At 39.8% G+C, this 19,326-nt stretch carries 19 protein-coding genes; 2 read left to right on the forward strand and 17 right to left on the reverse strand.

Annotation, left to right across the window (positions count from 1 at the left end):
- Nucleotides 1-108: 108 nt before the first annotated feature.
- The 13 genes from DK861_RS00995 to asnC form a co-directional block, all read right to left on the reverse strand.
- Entirely contained in the window at nucleotides 109-525 is a 417-nt protein-coding gene (locus tag DK861_RS00995) for a F0F1 ATP synthase subunit epsilon (protein ID WP_006534340.1), read from the reverse strand.
- A 21-nt stretch (nucleotides 526-546) separates the two neighbouring features.
- Nucleotides 547-1,929: a F0F1 ATP synthase subunit beta gene (atpD, locus tag DK861_RS01000; RefSeq protein WP_006534341.1), complete on the reverse strand. Its 1,383-nt coding sequence runs from the start codon at nucleotides 1,927-1,929 to the stop codon at nucleotides 547-549.
- A 34-nt stretch (nucleotides 1,930-1,963) separates the two neighbouring features.
- Nucleotides 1,964-2,827 (reverse strand): F0F1 ATP synthase subunit gamma, encoded by an 864-nt coding sequence (atpG, locus tag DK861_RS01005; RefSeq protein ID WP_006534342.1) that lies wholly within the window; start codon nucleotides 2,825-2,827, stop codon nucleotides 1,964-1,966.
- A gap of 58 nt (nucleotides 2,828-2,885) precedes the next feature.
- Nucleotides 2,886-4,427, reverse strand: a complete 1,542-nt coding sequence (gene atpA / locus DK861_RS01010) for a F0F1 ATP synthase subunit alpha (protein WP_006534343.1) — start codon at nucleotides 4,425-4,427, stop codon at nucleotides 2,886-2,888.
- 14 nt (nucleotides 4,428-4,441) lie between these two features.
- A complete protein-coding gene (gene atpH, locus DK861_RS01015) occupies nucleotides 4,442-4,975 on the reverse strand; it encodes a F0F1 ATP synthase subunit delta (RefSeq protein ID WP_006534344.1) in 534 nt (177 codons plus the stop codon).
- A gap of 12 nt (nucleotides 4,976-4,987) precedes the next feature.
- Nucleotides 4,988-5,458 carry a F0F1 ATP synthase subunit B gene (gene atpF, locus DK861_RS01020; protein ID WP_036914499.1) on the reverse strand — a complete coding sequence of 157 codons (471 nt, stop codon included), beginning with the start codon at nucleotides 5,456-5,458 and terminating at the stop codon, nucleotides 4,988-4,990.
- 61 nt (nucleotides 5,459-5,519) lie between these two features.
- Nucleotides 5,520-5,759 (reverse strand): F0F1 ATP synthase subunit C, encoded by a 240-nt coding sequence (gene atpE, locus DK861_RS01025; protein WP_004246596.1) that lies wholly within the window; start codon nucleotides 5,757-5,759, stop codon nucleotides 5,520-5,522.
- Nucleotides 5,760-5,804: 45 nt separating this feature from the next.
- On the reverse strand, nucleotides 5,805-6,629 hold the full coding sequence (gene atpB, locus DK861_RS01030) for a F0F1 ATP synthase subunit A (RefSeq protein WP_109399000.1): 825 nt from the start codon (nucleotides 6,627-6,629) through the stop codon (nucleotides 5,805-5,807).
- A gap of 31 nt (nucleotides 6,630-6,660) precedes the next feature.
- Complete coding sequence (atpI, locus tag DK861_RS01035; protein ID WP_072065228.1) at nucleotides 6,661-7,038, reverse strand: F0F1 ATP synthase subunit I; 378 nt, start codon at nucleotides 7,036-7,038, stop codon at nucleotides 6,661-6,663.
- Nucleotides 7,039-7,651: 613 nt separating this feature from the next.
- Complete coding sequence (gene rsmG / locus DK861_RS01040) at nucleotides 7,652-8,278, reverse strand: 16S rRNA (guanine(527)-N(7))-methyltransferase RsmG (RefSeq protein WP_072065229.1); 627 nt, start codon at nucleotides 8,276-8,278, stop codon at nucleotides 7,652-7,654.
- Complete coding sequence (gene mnmG / locus DK861_RS01045) at nucleotides 8,275-10,173, reverse strand: tRNA uridine-5-carboxymethylaminomethyl(34) synthesis enzyme MnmG (RefSeq protein ID WP_109399001.1); 1,899 nt, start codon at nucleotides 10,171-10,173, stop codon at nucleotides 8,275-8,277. The genes rsmG and mnmG overlap by 4 nt, the downstream gene beginning before the upstream one ends.
- Nucleotides 10,174-10,550: 377 nt before the next feature.
- Nucleotides 10,551-10,991, reverse strand: a complete 441-nt coding sequence (gene mioC, locus DK861_RS01050) for an FMN-binding protein MioC (RefSeq protein ID WP_006534353.1) — start codon at nucleotides 10,989-10,991, stop codon at nucleotides 10,551-10,553.
- A 100-nt stretch (nucleotides 10,992-11,091) separates the two neighbouring features.
- Entirely contained in the window at nucleotides 11,092-11,553 is a 462-nt protein-coding gene (gene asnC, locus DK861_RS01055) for a transcriptional regulator AsnC (RefSeq protein ID WP_109399002.1), read from the reverse strand.
- A 159-nt stretch (nucleotides 11,554-11,712) separates the two neighbouring features.
- Here asnC and asnA point away from each other — a divergent pair, with 159 nt between their 5' ends.
- A complete protein-coding gene (asnA, locus tag DK861_RS01060) occupies nucleotides 11,713-12,705 on the forward strand; it encodes an aspartate--ammonia ligase (RefSeq protein ID WP_109399003.1) in 993 nt (330 codons plus the stop codon).
- Here the strand turns inward: asnA and viaA are convergent, their stop codons facing one another.
- A complete protein-coding gene (gene viaA / locus DK861_RS01065; RefSeq protein ID WP_109399004.1) occupies nucleotides 12,706-14,163 on the reverse strand; it encodes an ATPase RavA stimulator ViaA in 1,458 nt (485 codons plus the stop codon).
- A gap of 7 nt (nucleotides 14,164-14,170) precedes the next feature.
- Entirely contained in the window at nucleotides 14,171-15,670 is a 1,500-nt protein-coding gene (gene ravA / locus DK861_RS01070; protein ID WP_109399005.1) for an ATPase RavA, read from the reverse strand.
- Between the two features lie 279 nt (nucleotides 15,671-15,949).
- Between ravA and rbsK the strand changes: the two genes are divergently transcribed.
- Nucleotides 15,950-16,879, forward strand: a complete 930-nt coding sequence (gene rbsK / locus DK861_RS01075; protein ID WP_006534360.1) for a ribokinase — start codon at nucleotides 15,950-15,952, stop codon at nucleotides 16,877-16,879.
- Between the two features lie 77 nt (nucleotides 16,880-16,956).
- On the opposite strand, the gene mdtD is transcribed toward rbsK, so the two are convergent.
- Complete coding sequence (gene mdtD / locus DK861_RS01080) at nucleotides 16,957-18,351, reverse strand: multidrug transporter subunit MdtD (protein ID WP_109399006.1); 1,395 nt, start codon at nucleotides 18,349-18,351, stop codon at nucleotides 16,957-16,959.
- Nucleotides 18,352-18,433: 82 nt separating this feature from the next.
- A complete protein-coding gene (locus DK861_RS01085) occupies nucleotides 18,434-19,120 on the reverse strand; it encodes a FadR/GntR family transcriptional regulator (RefSeq protein ID WP_072065236.1) in 687 nt (228 codons plus the stop codon).
- Between the last annotated feature and the right edge of the window lie 206 nt (nucleotides 19,121-19,326).

Genomic DNA, 19,326 nt, shown 5'->3' on the forward strand with positions numbered 1-19,326 from the left:
TATGCCAAATAATACTACATATTTCGTCACACAAAATATTTCATGACGCAAAAAAGCCAGTTAGCAAAGAACCAACTGGCTTTTTTATTCATAGACTGCCTATTTACATCAACGTCGAGTCAGTTCGATTACACGTAGTTTTGCAATCGCCTTGGCTAATTCTGCTGATGCTTGAGCATAATCAACGTCACCATGAGAGGATTGAATGTGTTCTTCAGCTTTACGCTTAGATTCCAACGCTTTCGCTTCATCCAAATCACGACCACGGATAGCTGTATCTGCCAGTACAATGACGCCTGTCGGCTGAACTTCGAGAATACCACCTGAAAGGTAGATAACCTCTTCTTCGCCCGATGTTTTTACGACACGTACCATGCCCGGTTTTATGGCAGTTAATAACGGGGTATGCTGCGGATAAATACCGAGCTCACCTTCGCTACCAGTTACCTGAATTCGTTTGACTTCGCCGTCATATAACTGCTTTTCAGCGCTGACAACTTTCAGGTGGAACGATGTATCGGCCATATCAACCTCCCGTCAGCCGTATTAAAGCTTCTTAGCTTTTTCTACTGCTTCTTCGATAGTACCAACCATGTAGAACGCCTGCTCTGGCAGGTGGTCATAATCACCGTTCAGAATACCTTTAAAGCCACGGATAGTGTCTTTCAGGGAAACGAACTTACCTGGTGAACCGGTAAATACTTCAGCAACGAAGAATGGCTGAGATAGGAAGCGCTGGATCTTACGCGCACGCGCAACAACCAGTTTATCTTCTTCTGACAGTTCATCCATACCTAAGATAGCGATGATGTCTTTCAGTTCCTGATAACGTTGCAGGATAGACTGAACACCACGAGCGACATCATAGTGCTCTTGGCCAACTACCAGTGGGTCTAACTGACGACTGGTTGAATCCAGTGGGTCAACCGCAGGGTAGATACCTAATGAAGCAATTTGACGGCTCAGTACAACTGTCGCATCTAAGTGAGCAAACGTTGTTGCTGGTGATGGGTCAGTTAAGTCATCCGCAGGTACGTATACAGCCTGTACAGAGGTGATTGAACCTGTTTTGGTTGAAGTGATACGTTCTTGCAGAACACCCATCTCTTCAGCCAATGTTGGTTGGTAACCTACCGCTGATGGCATACGACCTAACAGTGCTGATACTTCTGTACCGGCTAAAGTGTAACGATAAATGTTATCGACGAATAACAGTACGTCACGGCCTTCATCACGGAATTTTTCAGCCATAGTCAGACCAGTCAGTGCTACACGCAGACGGTTTCCTGGTGGCTCATTCATCTGACCATAAACTAACGATACTTTGTCAAGAACGTTAGAATCTGTCATTTCATGATAGAAGTCGTTACCCTCACGAGTACGCTCACCAACACCAGCAAATACAGAGTAACCTGAGTGCTCGATCGCGATATTACGGATCAATTCCATCATGTTAACTGTTTTACCCACACCCGCACCACCGAACAGACCTACTTTACCACCTTTAGCAAACGGACAGATTAAGTCCATTACTTTGATACCGGTTTCAAGCAGTTCTTGTGAGTTTGATAACTCTTCGTAGGTTGGTGCTTCACGGTGAATAGACCAACGTTCTTCAGTTGCAATATCACCTTTCATATCAATAGGTGTACCCAGAACGTTCATGATACGTCCCAGTGTTGCTTTACCTACTGGTACTTCAATTGGGTGGCCTAAATCTTCAACTTTTAAGCCACGGCTTAAACCGTCTGATGTACCCATTGCGATACAACGAACGATACCACCGCCTAACTGTTGCTGAACTTCCAGCACCAGTTTTTCTTTACCATTCATAACCTCAAGAGCGTCGTATACTTTAGGGACGCTATCCTGAGGGAATTCGGCGTCCACTACGGCGCCGATTACCTGGACAATCTTTCCAGTAGCCATCTTGAATCCTCTACGTAATTCGTAAACCTAGCTGTTATACCGCGGCTGCACCAGACACAATTTCTGTAAGTTCCTGAGTAATGCTTGCTTGGCGTGCTTTGTTGTACACCAATTGCAGTTCTTTAATCAGGTTACCACCGTTATCTGTAGCGGCTTTCATCGCAACCATTCGGGCGGCCTGCTCACTCGCTAAGTTCTCTACGACGCTCTGGTAAACCTGCGATTCGATATAACGACGCAGTAAAGTATCCAGTAACGCCTTAGGATCAGGTTCGTACAGATAATCCCAAGATTTTTCTTTCAGCTCTTCATCATCACCTGGTGGTAATGGTAAAACCTGAAGAATTTTAGGCTCTTGAGCCATGGTATTGATGAACTTATTTGCCACCACATACAGTTTATCTAAACGACCTTCGTCATAAGCCTGCAACATGATATTGACTGGACCGATAAGGTCTGACAGTTTTGGATCATCACCCATACCCGTTACTTGACCAACAACATTCCCGCCTACTGAGCCAAAGAATGAAGCGGCTTTAGAACCGATTAGCGCTAAATCTACCTGCACACCTTTTTCAGACCACTCTTTCATGTCTGCCAGCAGTTTTTTGAACAAGTTAATGTTCAAACCACCACACAAACCACGGTCGGTCGAAACAACCAGGTACCCGACACGTTTAACTTCACGCTCTTCGAGGTATGGATGTTTGTATTCCAGATTCCCTAACGCAAGGTGACCAATCACACTGCGCATGGTTTCTGCATAAGGACGGCTGGCTGCCATGCGTTCCTGCGTTTTACGCATTTTCGACGCGGCGACCATCTCCATCGCTTTAGTGATCTTCTGTGTGTTTTGCACACTGGCGATCTTCGAACGTATCTCTTTTGCGCCGGCCATTTCTGCTTCTCCTCATGAACCAGACGGCCTAATGTTTAACTATTAGGCCGAATAGTTATTACCAGGACTGAGTCGCTTTGAAGTTTTCTAGCACGCCTTTCAGCTTCGCTTCGATTTCTTCGTTGTAAGTACCAGTCTGGTTGATTTCTTTCAATAAATCAGCATGTTCACGAGAGGCATAAGCTAATAAAGCCGCTTCAAATGGCACAACTTTTGAAATTTCAACATCTTCCAGATAACCACGTTCTGCTGCAAACAGTGATAAAGACTGTTGTGCGACAGACATAGGTTCGTACTGTTTCTGTTTCAGCAATTCAGTCACTTTCTGACCGTGGTTCAGCTGTTTACGGGTAGCATCGTCCAGATCGGAAGCGAACTGTGAGAATGCTGCCAGCTCACGATACTGCGCAAGAGCAGTACGGATACCACCAGAAAGTTTCTTCATAATCTTAGTCTGAGCTGCACCACCAACACGAGATACGGAGATCCCTGGGTTAACAGCTGGACGGATACCTGCGTTAAACAGGTTAGATTCTAAGAAGATCTGACCATCGGTAATAGAGATTACGTTCGTAGGAACGAATGCAGAAACGTCCCCTGCTTGCGTTTCGATAATTGGTAACGCAGTCAGAGAGCCGGTTTTACCTTTAACTTCACCATTAGTGAAAGCTTCTACGTACTCAGCATTAACACGAGCAGCACGCTCTAGTAAACGGGAGTGCAGATAGAAAACGTCACCAGGGTATGCTTCACGTCCAGGTGGACGACGAAGTAACAGTGAAATTTGACGGTATGCGACAGCCTGTTTAGACAGGTCATCATAAATAATCAGGGCATCTTCACCACGGTCACGGAAGTATTCACCCATTGCGCAACCTGAATAAGGAGCGAGGTATTGCAGTGCTGCTGATTCTGATGCAGAAGCAACAACAACAATGGTGTTTTCTAACGCGCCATGTTCTTCTAATTTACGAACAACGTTCGAAATAGTAGAGGCTTTCTGACCGATAGCGACATAAATACATTTAATGCCAGAGTCGCGTTGGTTGATGATCGCATCGACAGCCAGAGCAGTTTTACCTGTTTGACGGTCACCGATAATCAATTCACGCTGACCACGACCGATTGGGATCATGGCATCGACGGATTTGTAACCTGTTTGTACAGGCTGATCAACTGATTGACGGTCGATAACACCAGGAGCAATCATCTCAACAGGTGAGAATCCATCATGCTCTACTGCACCTTTACCATCAATCGGCTCACCCAGTGTATTTACCACTCGGCCAAGCAGACCACGCCCAACAGGTACTTCCAGAATACGACCTGTACATTTAACTTTCATGCCTTCTGCTAAGTCAGCATAAGGACCCATCACAACCGCACCAACAGAGTCGCGCTCTAAGTTCAGTGCGATAGCGAAACGGTTACCCGGCAGTGCGATCATCTCACCCTGCATAACTTCGGCTAAACCGTGGATACGAATGATACCGTCACTAACGGATACAATCGTACCTTCATTGTGAGCTTCACTCACTACATTGAACTGAGCAATGCGCTGCTTGATCAGTTCGCTGATTTCAGTGGAATTCAGTTGCATATGCTCCAGTCCCCTTAAGACTGCAAGACGTCAGTTAATCGCTCTAAACGGCCACGAATACTGCCATCGATGACGAGGTCACCGGCGCGTATAATCATGCCTGCGATAACAGACTTATCAATTTTGCAATTCAGCTTCACTTTGCGTGATAGACGTTTTTCCATCGCTGCAGAAATGTTAGCTAGCTGCTGTTTAGTTAGCTCAATGGCAGAAGTTACTTCAACGTCAACCGTTGACTCGAGTACTGCGCGCAATTGAATAAATTGGCTCAATACTTCAGGCAACGTTGATAAACGGCCATTATCAGCCATAACACGAATTAAATTCTGAGCATGACCATCTAATTGTTCGCCACAAAGGTCAACAAAGATGTCAGCCAGTTTTTCTGATGCTAAAGAACCAGAAAGTAATTCGGTTACCTGCTCATTGCGTGCTACTTCAGCGGTGAACGCCAGCATAACCTGCCATTTATCGACAGCCTGGTTTTCCACAGCAAAGTCAAAAGCTGCTTTGGCGTAGGGGCGAGCTACCGTTGCTATTTCAGACATGCCCCTCCCTCCTTACAGTTCAGCGACCAGTTTATCAACGATGTCGCTATTAGCAGCTTCATCCACGGAACGTTCAATAATTTTCTCGGCACCTGCGATAGCCAGCATTGCGACTTGTTTACGAAGTTCTTCACGAGCACGTTTACGCTCTGCATCCAATTCGGATTGAGCTTGTGCAACGATCTTACTACGTTCTTGCTCTGCTTCTGCTTTAGCATCTTCAATCATTTGTGTGCGTTGTTTATTCGCTGATTCAATGATTGCTTGAGCTTCTGCTTTTGCTTTCGCTAGCTGATCGCCTGCATCGGCTTTCGCTAAATCTAAGTCCTTTTTAGCACGTTCTGCAGATGATAAACCGTCAGCAATTTCTTTTTGACGTTTTTCAATGGCCGCCATAATTGGTGGCCATACGAATTTCATGCAGAACAAAACAAACAGGACAAATGCGACGGCCTGGCCGAGGATTGTTGCATTTAAATTCACAGCACAATACCTCTTTCTTGGTTATAAACTAACTTGATGCTTTTACTGCTCATTACCATCATTAGGCAACAGCAAACATCACATAAAGGCCCAGACCCACAGCAATCATTGGGATGGCGTCAACCAGACCCATAACGATAAAGAACTGTGTACGCAGAAGAGGGATCAGATCAGGCTGACGAGCAGCACCTTCTAAAAATTTGCCTCCGAGGATTCCGATACCGATTGCAGCACCGATTGCAGCTAAACCCATCATAATAGCGGCAGCCATGTACAGCAGATCCATACTCAGGTTTTCCATGACAGTCTCCAGTTTGTTTCAGTTATTTCTTCAAAGAGTTAATAATTAATGTTCTTCAGATGCCATCGACAGATAAACAATCGTTAGAACCATGAAAATAAAGGCTTGTAACGTAATAATCAGTATGTGGAATATCGCCCAAGGAAGGCTTAATAACCACTGTGACCACCACGGTAACAGACCAGCAATAAGAATAAAGATCAGTTCACCTGCATACATGTTACCAAACAGTCGAAGACCGAGTGAAACAGGTTTTGATAGCAGGCTTACCCCTTCCAAGATTAAGTTGATAGGAATAAAAATTGGGTGATTAAAAGGCTGTAAAGTCAGCTCTTTAGTAAACCCTTTTATGCCTTTCATCTTAATGCTATAGAAAAGGATCAGGATAAATACACCAATTGCCATCGAAAGAGTAATACTCACGTCCGCAGTCGGAACGATGCGTAACGCAGGTAACCCTAAGATGTGTTCACCGATATAAGGGATGAAGTCGATTGGTAATAAATCCAGGGCATTCATTAACAGCACCCAAACGAACACAGTCAATGCCAAAGGTGCAATGACCTTGCTCTTTCCGTGATACATATCACGGACGCTGCTATCAACGAAACCGATGATCATTTCTACTGCAGTCTGGAATTTTCCCGGTACGCCACTGGTTGCTTTTACTGCTACTTTTCTAAACAGCCATAGGAATAAAGCGCCCATCAGTACTGAAAAGAAAAGTGAGTCAATATTTAACACCCAGAATGATGGCGCATTTTCAGCATGGGGATTGACCAACTCGAAAGTACGTAGGTCCAACTGAAGGTTATTCAGGTGGTGACCTATGTAGTCTCTAGTGGTTAATGCTTCTCCTGATGCAGACATGATGCCAATTACCCTTTTGTTGTTAAAAACGCTAACCGTTAATGACGGCTGGTGCAACGACCTGCATAACAAGCACCGCTAAGTAGGTCATGACCAGTGGTGCAAATGCCGCTTTAAACACTCCTAAAGCAACAATCAGCAAGGTTATTGATAATATAACCTTCAACCCTTCACTGAAAGCAAAAAGCCAGTTTATGCGAACTGGAGCTTTTTCTTCGTTGACCTTTTGTAAGCGCATTAACAAAAGAAAAGCAATATTGGGTAACCAACATGCCAACCCGCCTAAAAAAGCCGAAAAACTCCAGTCTGTACTCTTTAATAAGAAACTCGCACTGAGAATAACAAAAGTCATAAACTGCAAAAATAACAGTTTCAGTGCAACTTTCCCGTTGTAGAGGGAGACAGACATGACGTTTGTATTCTCCAGACCTAGCTATCGTAAAAGGTATTACTGAATGATGTATCAAACTGTCTTTGCTATAAAGTGTCAAGTGACAAAAACGAGCAAATTATACGGGGCGTGGCAATGAATTCAATCAATAAGTAGCGAAAAAGTGAAGATTAATTTAAATTTATTACCAAGGTTCCATTTATGAAAAATGATTAAGAACAAAAAGAGTAAAAATAATAGAGCCGAATAAAATAAATAGCGTGACATACATCACAAATATAAAAGTATAAATAAAGCTTATTTCATAAAATATATAACTAAGTTAACAATTAACTGCCGTTTTATGAACAATTTAGTGTCAATTAGAAAAGAATTGACCCATTTTCAATAAAATAAATTCAATATTTTTATAATGCACAGAATTATTAATTTATTTTGGAAATAAAATAAGGAAAACTTAGGCTACAAAGTGAATTAACATAAAAGATAATAAAATGTTATTTTATTGTTTCAACAAGGTAAAATTTAATACTTTCTATAATTCCCCATAAAACAAATGGCGATAACATTGTAAATATTATCGCCAGAGCACAAAAAATGAAAAAATGATCGATGAGACACAAAAAAATGATTAAATAATCACCAAATGTCTTTGTTCATTCAATTCAGGTATAGATAAACTAATCACTTTTTCAGGCATTTTTAATCCATTATCAGCAAGTTCATCTAACTCTTCTTGATGAATTTGTCCTTTCAATGCATAAAAACGACCGTGTTCTTCAGTCACTAAATGAGAGCACCAAGAAAGCATATCATTCATGGAGGCAAATGCTCGGCTGATAACACCATCAAAAGGCTGTTCTGTTTGGTATTCTTCAACACGGTATTGAACTGGCTCGATATTATCAAGTCCTAGTTCGTGCTGAACTTGCTTCATAAAGCGAACGCGTTTACCTAAGCTATCCAATAAGACAAAATGGTGATCGGGACGCATTATTGCCAGTGGAATACCCGGTAATCCAGGTCCTGTCCCCACATCAATAAATTTTTCACCTTCAAGATATTGGCTCACAACAATACTATCCAAAATATGACGAATAAGCATTTGCTGCGGATCTCTCACGGATGTGAGGTTGTAAGCTTTATTCCATTTATCAAGCATAGCGACATAACCCGTGAGTTTTTCAGCTTGAATATCTGTAAGCTCTATATTGGCTTGCTTAGCCAGCTTTTTTAGCCGATTAAGTAAGTCACTCATGATGCGCTCCTGCGTAATAGACCTTGTTTTTTCAACCAAACTAATAAAATGGAAATAGCAGCAGGTGTCACACCAGAGATCCGAGATGCTTGACCGATTGATGTAGGTTTGTGATCGTTTAGTTTCGCAATAACTTCGTTAGATAACCCACTCACTTGTTTGTAGTCAAGATCTATCGGTAATGCCGCGTTTTCGTTACGCTGTTTCTTTTCGATCTCTTCTTGCTGGCGATTAATATAACCTTCGTACTTAACTTGGATTTCAACTTGTTCAGCTGCTTGTGGTTTTGAATCATCAATACCAGGCGCGAAACGAGAGATATTTTTTAGTATGTTGTAAGTCATTTCAGGGCGACGTAACAAATCTTCACCATTAGCTTCTTTGGATAATGGTGTTTTTAGCAATTCATTGATTTCTGAGAGATTATCAGCTTGAGGATGAACCCAAATATCTCTTAAACGCTGACGCTCTTTTTCAACAAGCTCAACTTTTTCACTAAATTCGGCCCAGCGAGTATCATCAACCATGCCTAATTCACGACCAATTTCTGTTAGACGTAAATCAGCATTATCTTCACGTAACATCAAGCGATATTCAGCACGAGAAGTAAACATACGGTAGGGTTCTTTTGTACCAAGAGTACAAAGATCGTCAACTAATACGCCAATGTATGCTTGATCACGACGAGGGTACCAACCTTCTTGATCAAAGGCATAACGAGCTGCATTAAGCCCTGCAAGCATACCTTGTGCTGCAGCTTCTTCATAACCAGTTGTACCGTTAATTTGTCCAGCAAAGAATAACCCATTGATAAATTTACTTTCTAGCGTTTGTTTTAGATCTCTTGGATCGAAGAAGTCATATTCAATGGCATAACCAGGTCTAATGATCTTCGCATTTTCCATACCTTTCATGGAATTTACGATTTGCATTTGAACATCAAAAGGTAAGCTTGTTGAAATACCATTTGGGTAAATTTCGTTACTCGTTAAACCTTCTGGCTCTAAAAAGATCTGATGTGAATTACGGTCTGCAAATCTCATCACTTTATCTTCAATAGATGGGCAATAACGCGGGCCTATTCCTTCAATGACACCTGCATACATTGGGCTACGATCGAGGTTATTACGAATAACTTCGTGCGTTTTTTCGTTTGTATATGTGATATGGCAAGGCATTTGTTCAGGATGCTGATCCACATTACCTAAAAACGAGAAAACAGGCATTGGAGTATCACCTAACTGAACGGCTAATTGGCTAAAATCAATCGTTCTTGCATCAATACGAGGTGGTGTACCTGTTTTTAAACGACCTACACGTAGAGGTAATTCGCGTAGCCTGTGTGATAACGAAACAGATGGTGGATCACCTGCACGACCACCGCTGTAGTTTTCTAAACCTATATGGATTTTTCCATCAAGGAAAGTTCCTACGGTTAGAACAACAGACTTAGCACGGAATTTTAAGCCCATGCGAGTAACAGCTCCTGTTACTTGGTCGTTTTCAACAATGAGATCTTCAACTGGCTGTTGGAAGATCATTAAATTAGGTTGATTTTCAAGAGTAGTGCGAACAGCTTGGCGATAAAGAACACGGTCTGCTTGTGCTCTTGTTGCTCTTACAGCTGGCCCCTTACTTGCGTTAAGGGTTCTAAATTGGATCCCTGCATGGTCAATTGCAGTTGCCATTAATCCACCCATCGCATCGATCTCTTTTACCAGATGCCCTTTACCAATCCCACCAATAGCTGGGTTACAAGACATTTGGCCCAAAGTATCAATATTGTGGGTCAGTAATAGGGTTTGACGCCCCATACGAGCTGCAGCCATAGCGGCTTCTGTACCGGCGTGACCACCACCGATGACAATGACGTCAAAGTGTTCTGGATAAAACATGTGTGAACCTTAAATGTTACGAATGCTGAATGTGTTGCATTGGGAAAACGAATTCTACTCAACTTTTTGACAGATACAAGCGAGCAGATCCGCAGGTAATTATTTAAAGATCTTTTTATTTAAAGATCTCTTTATTAGATCTTTTATTAAGGAAGCGATCCTCTGTGGATAAGTGGATTTTCTATTTAAAGATCATAAAACTGTAAAGGATCATATACTGTGAATGATCCGTGATCTATCTGCTGATAAGCTGGGATCAAAATGATGACTTATGCACAGGTCATTTCTTGATATAGCCTTATACAATGGATAACTACGGGTTAACCCCTGCTTTTAAGCAGAGTTATCCACATCTGTTTGCTGTTTTTTTGTGCAAATTAAAGTAAATTTTTCCAAGAAGCTATCCATTCTTCAGCTGGATCTTCCGGAATGTCATACTTTTGAATATCAATTTCGAGACGATCACCAAGGCGAGTAGCCCCTTTTTCTATTAATTTTTGATCCAAAGTCCTGATCGCACCACAGAAAGTGTCATATTCACTACTTCCTATACCTATAGCACCAAAAGAGACATTGCTAAGATCAATAGAGTCTGCCGAAATCTCATCAGCAAAAGGCTGTAGGTTGTCAGGAATATCACCTGCACCATGTGTGGAAGTAACCACCAGCCAGATCCCTTCATTAGGAAGATCATTAAGTGAAGGGCCATGGTGTAAATCAGTCTCAAAACCTTCCTCAGATAAGATCTCTGCAAGGTGTTCTGCGACATATTCAGCACTACCCATGGTACTGCCACTAATTAGAGTGACTTTTTTCATTAATGATCTCCTTATGTTCAAGACGCGCTATTGTACGCTGTGAATCACTTGGGATCTACCTGTGGATAATGTGGTTATAAAAAAAAATAAGAATTTACCCTTATGGCTTGATCGTCCTTATTATCGGGTTTTGCAGTGAGATTAATGTTTCTGTTGATTGAATTTCATCAATTGTCTGAATTTTGTTGATAAGTACATCTTGTAGTGCTTCTATGCTTTTACACATTACCTTAATAAAAATGCTGTATTGTCCTGTTGTGTAGTACACCTCTACGACTTCATCTAACTTATCTAATTTATCTAATGCTGTATGGTAATCTTTTGCACTCTTTAAAATGATGCCAATAAAGCAACAGACATCAAAACCTAATTGTTTTGCACTGATATCAACACGTGTTCCCGTAATAATTCCCGCTTGCTTCATTTTCTCTACACGAACATGAATTGTGCCTGGGCTTACTTCGAATTTTTTGGCTAATTCAGCGTAAGGTGTTCTCGCATTCGCCATTAATGCGCGAAGTATGTCACGATCGAGATTATCGATCTGATAAATATTGTCCATAAACTCCTCCTGTTTTTAACGATAATACATTTTTATAGTGCTATTTTTAACGATTTAAAACAAGCAAGGCTATTTTTAATGAAGTATATTGAATTTAGTGTCTGTTTTGTTGCTTAATCTATATCAGCGAAACACGACATCACCACTAGGGATATAAAAATGGAAAAATCATTCATTCAGACTCAACAGCAAATTAGCTTTGTTAAATCATATTTTTCTCGTCTGCTGGAAAAAGAATTAGGATTGATTGAAGTTCAAGGACCGATCTTAAGTCGCCTTGGTGATGGAACTCAAGATAACTTATCTGGGCATGAGAAGGCGGTACAAGTTAAAGTCAAATCTTTACCAGATTCTACCTTTGAAGTTGTCCATTCATTAGCAAAATGGAAACGTAAAACATTAGGTCGTTTTGGATTTAGTTCTGGTCAGGGCCTTTATACACATATGAAAGCGTTGCGACCAGACGAAGATCGCTTAACTCAGATCCACTCTGTCTATGTTGATCAGTGGGACTGGGAAAAAGTGATGGAAGCTAAGGATCGTACAGTTCCTTATCTTAAGCAGACAGTGGGTAAAATTTATCAGGCAATAAAAGAAACTGAAAAAGCCGTCAGCGAAGAATTTGGTCTGGTACCGTTCCTGCCAGATCAAATTCAATTTATCCACACTGAAGAGTTATTGCGTCGTTATCCTGACCTTGATGCTAAAGGTCGTGAAAAAGCGATAGCAAAAGAATATGGTGCCGTTTTCTTAATTGGTATTGGTGGAAAACTTTCAAGTGGTGAATCTCATGATGTCAGAGCACCTGATTATGATGACTGGACGACACCAAACGAAGATGGATTTGAAGGTTTAAACGGTGACATTTTAGTCTGGAACCCAGTATTACAAGATGCTTTTGAGTTGTCATCAATGGGTATCCGTGTCGATCCTGAAACATTAATGCGTCAGTTAACATTAACCGATGATACTAAGCGCCTAGAGCTTGATTGGCACAAAGCATTAATGCATGGCGATATGCCACAAACTATTGGTGGTGGTATTGGCCAATCGCGTTTAGTGATGCTACTTCTACAAAAAGAGCATATTGGTCAAGTACAGTGCGGTGTGTGGGAAAAAGACACCCGTTTAGCTTTCGCTGATATGCTGTAATTATTGGCGCCAGCGCCGAAGTAAGCGACTTTTTAATCCAGTATCAAAACGCCATATATGGTCAAAGATTTTCATGATACTGGGTTTACCGTAATTGGATAGGGTTACCGCATGGAAGCGATTGTGCTGTTGCTGTTGGCTTTTTTTGATTTTGTTGATTAGGTTTTCGGGTAACCTTTGGGCAACAAAGTCAGAAATAACAACAGCATCAGCATCTTTCCATGTTGGACTATTTAGTTTTTCTACGACATTATCTAAACAAGCACTTAAGTCTGTACCTCCTCTAAATGACTGATTCAAAAACTTGATAAGTTCTTGTAGGCCATTAGACGATGACAATTGATAATGCACAGTTTCAGTAGAAAATAACATAACATGACATGAACGATTATCAGCTAGCGCTATTTTCATCAATGCTAATCCAAAGGCTTTAGCACACTGTTCGTTAAATCCTCCCATCGAACCTGATGTATCAATACATACAATAAAAGGCCCTCTTGGTCTTTCTTCATCATGATGATGAGTTACTGGGCGTAATACCGTCCGTTCTTGCCAATTATCGCCTTGTAATCGATAGGTATTGAGCTGCTTCTCTACAAGTTTTCGATAAAACTCATGTTCGATTTCATTAATACCTAATAAGGCGAGTTCTGCGGGAAGCAAACGTAAGATATCATCACTAAGTCCTATTCCATTGACTTGCTCTGGTGTGGTATCTGGTGCTTTTTCAACAATAGTTATCGGTTCAAAAATAACGCTCTCTTCAGGAAGAGATTTAGCTGTTTTGCTACGACCGAGCAAACTTGCAAGTTTATGTAATTCGGGTTGTTGATCGAGAAAGTCGCTATAACGTTGAATAATTTTCTCATCAAAAGGGGTTTTTGTTAAAACACCTTTACTCATATCCCATAAACGCCCAGCTGCGCGTTCATTTTCTGAAAATGTGTTACTTAAGCTTCCACTTAGCGCTAAACGTTCTTGAAGTTCAGCAAGGAGTTGCTCTTGTTCTTGGTCAAATAAGGCTTTGTGTAAGGCAGTGACTTGGAAAATTAAACTTACCCGCCAGTGTTGCATAAATAAAGCTTGTTGAGCTGGAGAAAAAGGTTTGTTTGTTTTGATTAATTGAGTGGCTTCTTCAATAAAAGAAGAATCTAACTTATTTAACTCAATAAGAATATGTTCAACTTGTTGATTAAATATCGCATTACCTAATGACTGGGTTTGTTGATAAAGGGCAAATTCATCAGCAATCATTGTAGGTACTAACGTCTCTTTTACTCTTTGCTGTAAGCTTTTTTTCCATTGGTGGATATCTTTAAGTAAGGCTTTTTTGAGTCTTGGATGTTTTTCAAAAAACACCGCTAATTGAGGTGATGCAAGTATAGCAACAATAACTTCCTCAATAAGCTGCCCTTCATTTATGGCTAAAAGCATATCTAATGTTGAAAGTGTCAGCATAATATCATTACTTTATTTGGCTTTTTAATTGCGATAATTTTTCATTAAGCTGAACAAAACTTTGTTCAATGGAAATAAGCCAATCATTATTAATAAATAAATTCGGTTGATGATGATTAAATTTTTCTTGCTCACTATAAATTTCTTGAGCCAGATCTTTTAATTTATCTTGCCACTCTTGGTTATCTTCAATAGGAACAGCAGGTGCTGTCTCTTTTTGTTGATAAAGAGATGTTGTTCGACGACTCACATCCAAAATTTCTAATACACCATCTTGGCGTATTTGTGCGTTAATTGATTGTGGGAAACCAATACCATTTAAACGCGCTAATAACTCATCCCCTTTAGCCAAAAAGTTTTCTAATGCTTTTTTCTCTAGAGTAATAAAGTTAACTTGAATACTATGGATATGTAGAGGGATATGTAAAAACAAGGTGAATTTATCAGCCTGCATTTTATCTGATAGGCTAAAGTGTGCATTTCGTCCAAACATTCCACTTTGTTTTTCAAAACGAAAAGCTTGTTGATCTTGTTTGCTTCTCGTTGATTGCATCCACTCAGCCCACAAACTCTCTGTTTTTCTGATCAATTCTAGCTGGTGGTAAGCTTGTTCTGTTAAAAGGCTTTGTAATAATTTATCTAACAATGCAAATGATGCTTGGTCATGCCAGAGGCAATCTTTTAATAAAATAAGATCTAATGGTGAAATAGCACTACGTCCATTAAAAAAGGCGCTAGCTTGTAAAAGGCGTACTGCTTTTTTCCAACGTCTATCAGAAACATAAGGAGCAGCATCACTTTTATCTAAAGACTCACGAAGTTGATAAATTAAATCAAATAAGTGGTCATCTAATGTGATTTTTTCTAATTCTGATTGCCAGCGTGAAAATTCTTCTGTGGTAATTTGAATATGGGCCGGAATATGGAAAGAGCCAACTTCTTTATTAACGAGTAAAGCGCGAAAGTTTTTCTTATCTTGAACTTTTGTTAACCAAATACGAATGAGCATTCGATCATAAAGCGCTTCAAGGCTACTATCTGAATCAGGTAATTCATTCGAAGCTGAAACTAATAAGCGCATTGGGATGCTGACTTCAGTTTCTCCATTTCTAAATTTACGCTCATTAATCGCCGTTAATAACGTATTAAGAATAGCGGGTCCTGCTTTCCATATTTCATCAAGAAAGACAACTTCAGCATCAGGCAAATATCCCTCAATCAAACGCTGATATTTCCCTTCATCTTTTAAAGCTTGAATAGATAAAGGACCAAAAATTTCTTCAGGTGTTGAAAAACGCGTCATCAAGTATTCAAAAGCTTTAGCTTCTTTAAAGGCTTCTTTCATTCTTCTGGCTATTAAGCTTTTAGCAATACCAGGAGGGCCAAGTAAGAAAACACTCTCACCACTCAGTGCTGCAAGTAGACAAAGACGGATAGCTGACTGTCGCTCATAAAGCCCAGTTTCAAGATATTGGCTAAGTTGTGAAATCCGCTCTGCAAGTTGCATAAACACTCCTAATAATGGGTACTTATTTTCATTATTCCCTGAAAATATCAGAAAGGGATTGCTGACATATAGTCAAACATTCTATTAGCACACAAATTGTTTATAACAAAAATCGATTCAGCTTCCTACTGCTTATTTTGGTTCTTTTTTGTTTTACTAGCGAAACGTTTCGATAGTGATCACGTTTTTTCATTAATGTTGCTGAGATGATCGGTTTAAAATATTGCATGTTATTTATTCAGTGTATTTAGAATTTATTATTGAGAGTAAGGAAAAATCATGGAAGCGAAGAAACTTGTGATTTTAGGTAGTGTTAATGCTGATCATATTCTTAATGTCGCCCATTTTCCGCTTCCTGGTGAAACCATTTCAGGTAACCAATTTCAAATGGTATTTGGCGGTAAAGGAGCTAATCAGGCGGTCGCTGCTGGGCGTTGTGGTGCGAATATTTCTTTTCTTGCTTGTTTAGGAAATGACGATATTGGCAAAAAAGCCAAAGCTCAATTAATCACAGATAACATTGATACCAAGAGTATTGAGTTAATTGACGATGTAGCAACAGGTGTTGCGTTGATTTTCGTTAATCAACAGGGTGAAAATGTTATAGGTATTCATGCTGGTGCTAATGGGCGATTAGATACAAATTACGTTCAGCGCCATGGGAATATTATAAAAGAAGCTGATGCTCTGTTAATGCAATTAGAATCGCCACTTGATTCTGTATTAAAAGCGGCTGAAATAGCGAAACAAGAAAATGTGCAAGTAATACTAAATCCTGCACCTGCTCAAGCATTACCTGATGAGTTATTATCTCTTGTCGATATTATTACTCCAAATGAAACAGAAACTGAATATCTGACAGGAATTAAAGTCATAGATGATGAAAGTGCTCAACAAGCAGCGGATGCTCTCCATCATAAAGGTATTAAAACAGTGCTGATTACATTAGGAAGCCGTGGAGTTTGGGTTAGCGAGCAAAATAGTAAAGGTTGTATTGTTCCTGCATTTAAAGTGAAAGCTATTGATACTATCGCAGCAGGCGATACATTTAATGGCGCATTAATTACCGCTTTATTAGAGGGGCAATCTATAATGCCAGCGATTAGGTTTGCTCATGCTGCAGCTGCCATTGCTGTTACTCGAGCAGGCGCTCAGCCATCAGTACCTTGGCGTCATGAAGTGGATACTTTTTTAGCATCATCCTTGTAGTGTATTTTTTCTATCTATATAAAGAAAAAGAGAGCTTAAAGAGAGCTTATGCTCTCTTTTTCGTTTGAACAAAACTATCAGGCTTTTTTCTTTTTGTTCGTTAGGTTATCACCATCATGTTTATCGAGGAGTAAAAATACGAAGGAGGACAGTAATGTAATAATACCTACCGTAATAAAAGTATAGTGGAAGTTATCAACGGTAGAGCCAACTTTTTCAGTATCAAAATATCCTAAGATAGACGCACTGACAGCAATACCAAAACTAATAGCCAGCTGTTGAGTAACAGCTAAAACACTATTTCCTGAACTTGCATTATTATCTGTTAAGTCAGCCAATGAAATTGTATTCATCGACGTAAATTGTATCGACATGACCACGCCTAATAAAAAGAGTGGGATAACAAGATAGTAAATAGACATGTCAGGAGATTGAAGTGAAAATTGAGCGATCATCAAACCAATAATAATAGTGATAGCAAAGAGCGTTCGGCGATAGCTAAATTTCACTAAGATCTTTGTGACAAATGATTTGGCTAAAATAGAGCCCAAAGCCATTGGTGCCAGCATCATACCGGAAACAATTGCAGGGTAGCCAAAACCCACTTGCAACATAAGTGGCATTAAGAAAGGAATACACCCAGTTCCTAATCTTGTAGCAATATTACCTGCGATCCCGACAGAGAAGGTCCGTGTTTTAAAAATATTTAATGGGATCAGAGGCTGCTGGTGGCGTCTTGCATGATTAATATATAAACCAAGTAGAGAGAAACCACCTAAAATAACGGCTATAGGGATATAGCGAGAAATATTTTTATCACCAAAAAGATCAAGGCTAACGGAAAGCATCACTAAGCCAAAGCCAAAGAAAATAAAACCCAGTAAATCGAATTTGCGTTTTGGCATAGTAAAATTCGGCATATGCTTTATGGCATAGAAAATACCTAATAGGCCAATAGGAATATTTATAATAAATATCCAATGCCAAGAGGCATAAGTAACTAATACCCCACCTAAAAGAGGTCCTACTATAGGACCTACTAATCCTGGCATTGTGACAAAATTGAGAATAGGAAGTAATTCGCTACGTGGATAAGCTCTTAATAAAGCAAGGCGTGCAACGGGCATCATCATTGCGCCACCTATACCTTGTATAATTCGTGAAATAACAAGAAAAGCAAGGTTAGGAGAAAGTGCACATAATAAAGATCCACCTGAAAATAAAGAAACTGCAATAATAAAAACTTTACGCGTTCCAAATCTATCAGCTAACCATCCACTGACGGGGATTAATAATGCAACAGTTAAGGTATAGCTGATAACAGCCGATTGCATAGCGAGAGGAGAATGGTTAAGGCTTTTTGCTATGTCTGGTAATGCCGTATTAAGAATAGTTGCATCGAGAGCTTGCATAAAAAAAGCCATTGCAGCAATCCAAGGCAACCCAGACATATTTTTGGCAGATTTCAACATGAAGCATATACCGTCTTTATTCTATATTTTGATTATCGCTTCATTATAAACAGAAAACCTATAAAATTTGTATTAAAACTATTCAATCACTTGTTAATAAGATTAAACAGAGGTCGCGTGCTTTATTTCCATCACCATCAATAATAGCTTGAACAATTTGGTTATGTGTTTCCGGTTGAACAGTTTCATTACCCACAATAAGATCAAAATACTTTTTATAAGCAGAAAGAAATAATGAGCCGAAAGAGGCAAAGAATGGATTGCCACTTGCTTGATAAATAAGATAGTGAAATTGAGTATCGATATCTAGCCAATGTTGTCTATCAAAATTCTCATCAAGTAACAGCATTTCTCTACCAAACAAAACAAGAGACTGTTTTTGACTTTCGGTTGCATTAAATGCGGCTAAATAACAGGCTTGAGGTTCAATAGCTAAACGAACGTGATGGAAATAATGGCTGACCTTATTAAATTCACCACTGTCTATCCACCAATTAAGAAGATCATTATCTAATAGATTCCAATTTTGCATTGGCGTAACACGGGTACCTATTCGTGGACGAGGTAAAAGCATTCCTTTAGCCGCAAGCATTTTTATTGCTTCTCGAATAACAGTCCTGCTGACGGAGAGTAATTCTGCTAATTCTATTTCTCCAGGTAATAAAGATTCAGGCTCATAGTGACCAGAAAGAATTTGTTTACCTAATTTTTCAGCAACTATATAAGAAAGATTCTTTTGAGAAGCTGAACGTTGTTCGCTAAATTGCATAATAAAGGTTACCTATACCATAATTTATCTTCTATCTTACGTGAGTCTGCTAGAGAAAGCTGTTCGGATTTTACGCCATCAGCATAAAATTAGAGCGTTTTTCTTTATTTTGTTGAAAAAAAAAGCGAACAGAAAAAAAATTGAAATAAACACTTGCGCTAATCCGAGATCTCCCTATAATGCGCATCCACTGACCGGCGATGAGC

The sequence above is a fragment of the Proteus sp. TJ1640 genome, from assembly GCF_003144445.1.
GTDB classification, from domain to species: Bacteria; Pseudomonadota; Gammaproteobacteria; order Enterobacterales; family Enterobacteriaceae; genus Proteus; species Proteus penneri.

Bases quoted from the DNA above. Each gene is read 5' to 3' on its own strand.
- DK861_RS00995 (WP_006534340.1), bottom strand. From the start codon at position 525: ATGGCCGATACATCGTTCCACCTGAAAGTTGTCAGCGCTGAAAAGCAG.
- atpD (WP_006534341.1), bottom strand. From the start codon at position 1,929: ATGGCTACTGGAAAGATTGTCCAGGTAATCGGCGCCGTAGTGGACGCC.
- atpG (WP_006534342.1), bottom strand. From the start codon at position 2,827: ATGGCCGGCGCAAAAGAGATACGTTCGAAGATCGCCAGTGTGCAAAAC.
- atpA (WP_006534343.1), bottom strand. From the start codon at position 4,427: ATGCAACTGAATTCCACTGAAATCAGCGAACTGATCAAGCAGCGCATT.
- atpH (WP_006534344.1), bottom strand. From the start codon at position 4,975: ATGTCTGAAATAGCAACGGTAGCTCGCCCCTACGCCAAAGCAGCTTTT.
- atpE (WP_004246596.1), bottom strand. From the start codon at position 5,759: ATGGAAAACCTGAGTATGGATCTGCTGTACATGGCTGCCGCTATTATG.
- atpB (WP_109399000.1), bottom strand. From the start codon at position 6,629: ATGTCTGCATCAGGAGAAGCATTAACCACTAGAGACTACATAGGTCAC.
- atpI (WP_072065228.1), bottom strand. From the start codon at position 7,038: ATGTCTGTCTCCCTCTACAACGGGAAAGTTGCACTGAAACTGTTATTT.
- rsmG (WP_072065229.1), bottom strand. From the start codon at position 8,278: ATGAGTGACTTACTTAATCGGCTAAAAAAGCTGGCTAAGCAAGCCAAT.
- mnmG (WP_109399001.1), bottom strand. From the start codon at position 10,173: ATGTTTTATCCAGAACACTTTGACGTCATTGTCATCGGTGGTGGTCAC.
- mioC (WP_006534353.1), bottom strand. From the start codon at position 10,991: ATGAAAAAAGTCACTCTAATTAGTGGCAGTACCATGGGTAGTGCTGAA.
- asnC (WP_109399002.1), bottom strand. From the start codon at position 11,553: ATGGACAATATTTATCAGATCGATAATCTCGATCGTGACATACTTCGC.
- asnA (WP_109399003.1), top strand. From the start codon at position 11,713: ATGGAAAAATCATTCATTCAGACTCAACAGCAAATTAGCTTTGTTAAA.
- viaA (WP_109399004.1), bottom strand. From the start codon at position 14,163: ATGCTGACACTTTCAACATTAGATATGCTTTTAGCCATAAATGAAGGG.
- ravA (WP_109399005.1), bottom strand. From the start codon at position 15,670: ATGCAACTTGCAGAGCGGATTTCACAACTTAGCCAATATCTTGAAACT.
- rbsK (WP_006534360.1), top strand. From the start codon at position 15,950: ATGGAAGCGAAGAAACTTGTGATTTTAGGTAGTGTTAATGCTGATCAT.
- mdtD (WP_109399006.1), bottom strand. From the start codon at position 18,351: ATGTTGAAATCTGCCAAAAATATGTCTGGGTTGCCTTGGATTGCTGCA.
- DK861_RS01085 (WP_072065236.1), bottom strand. From the start codon at position 19,120: ATGCAATTTAGCGAACAACGTTCAGCTTCTCAAAAGAATCTTTCTTAT.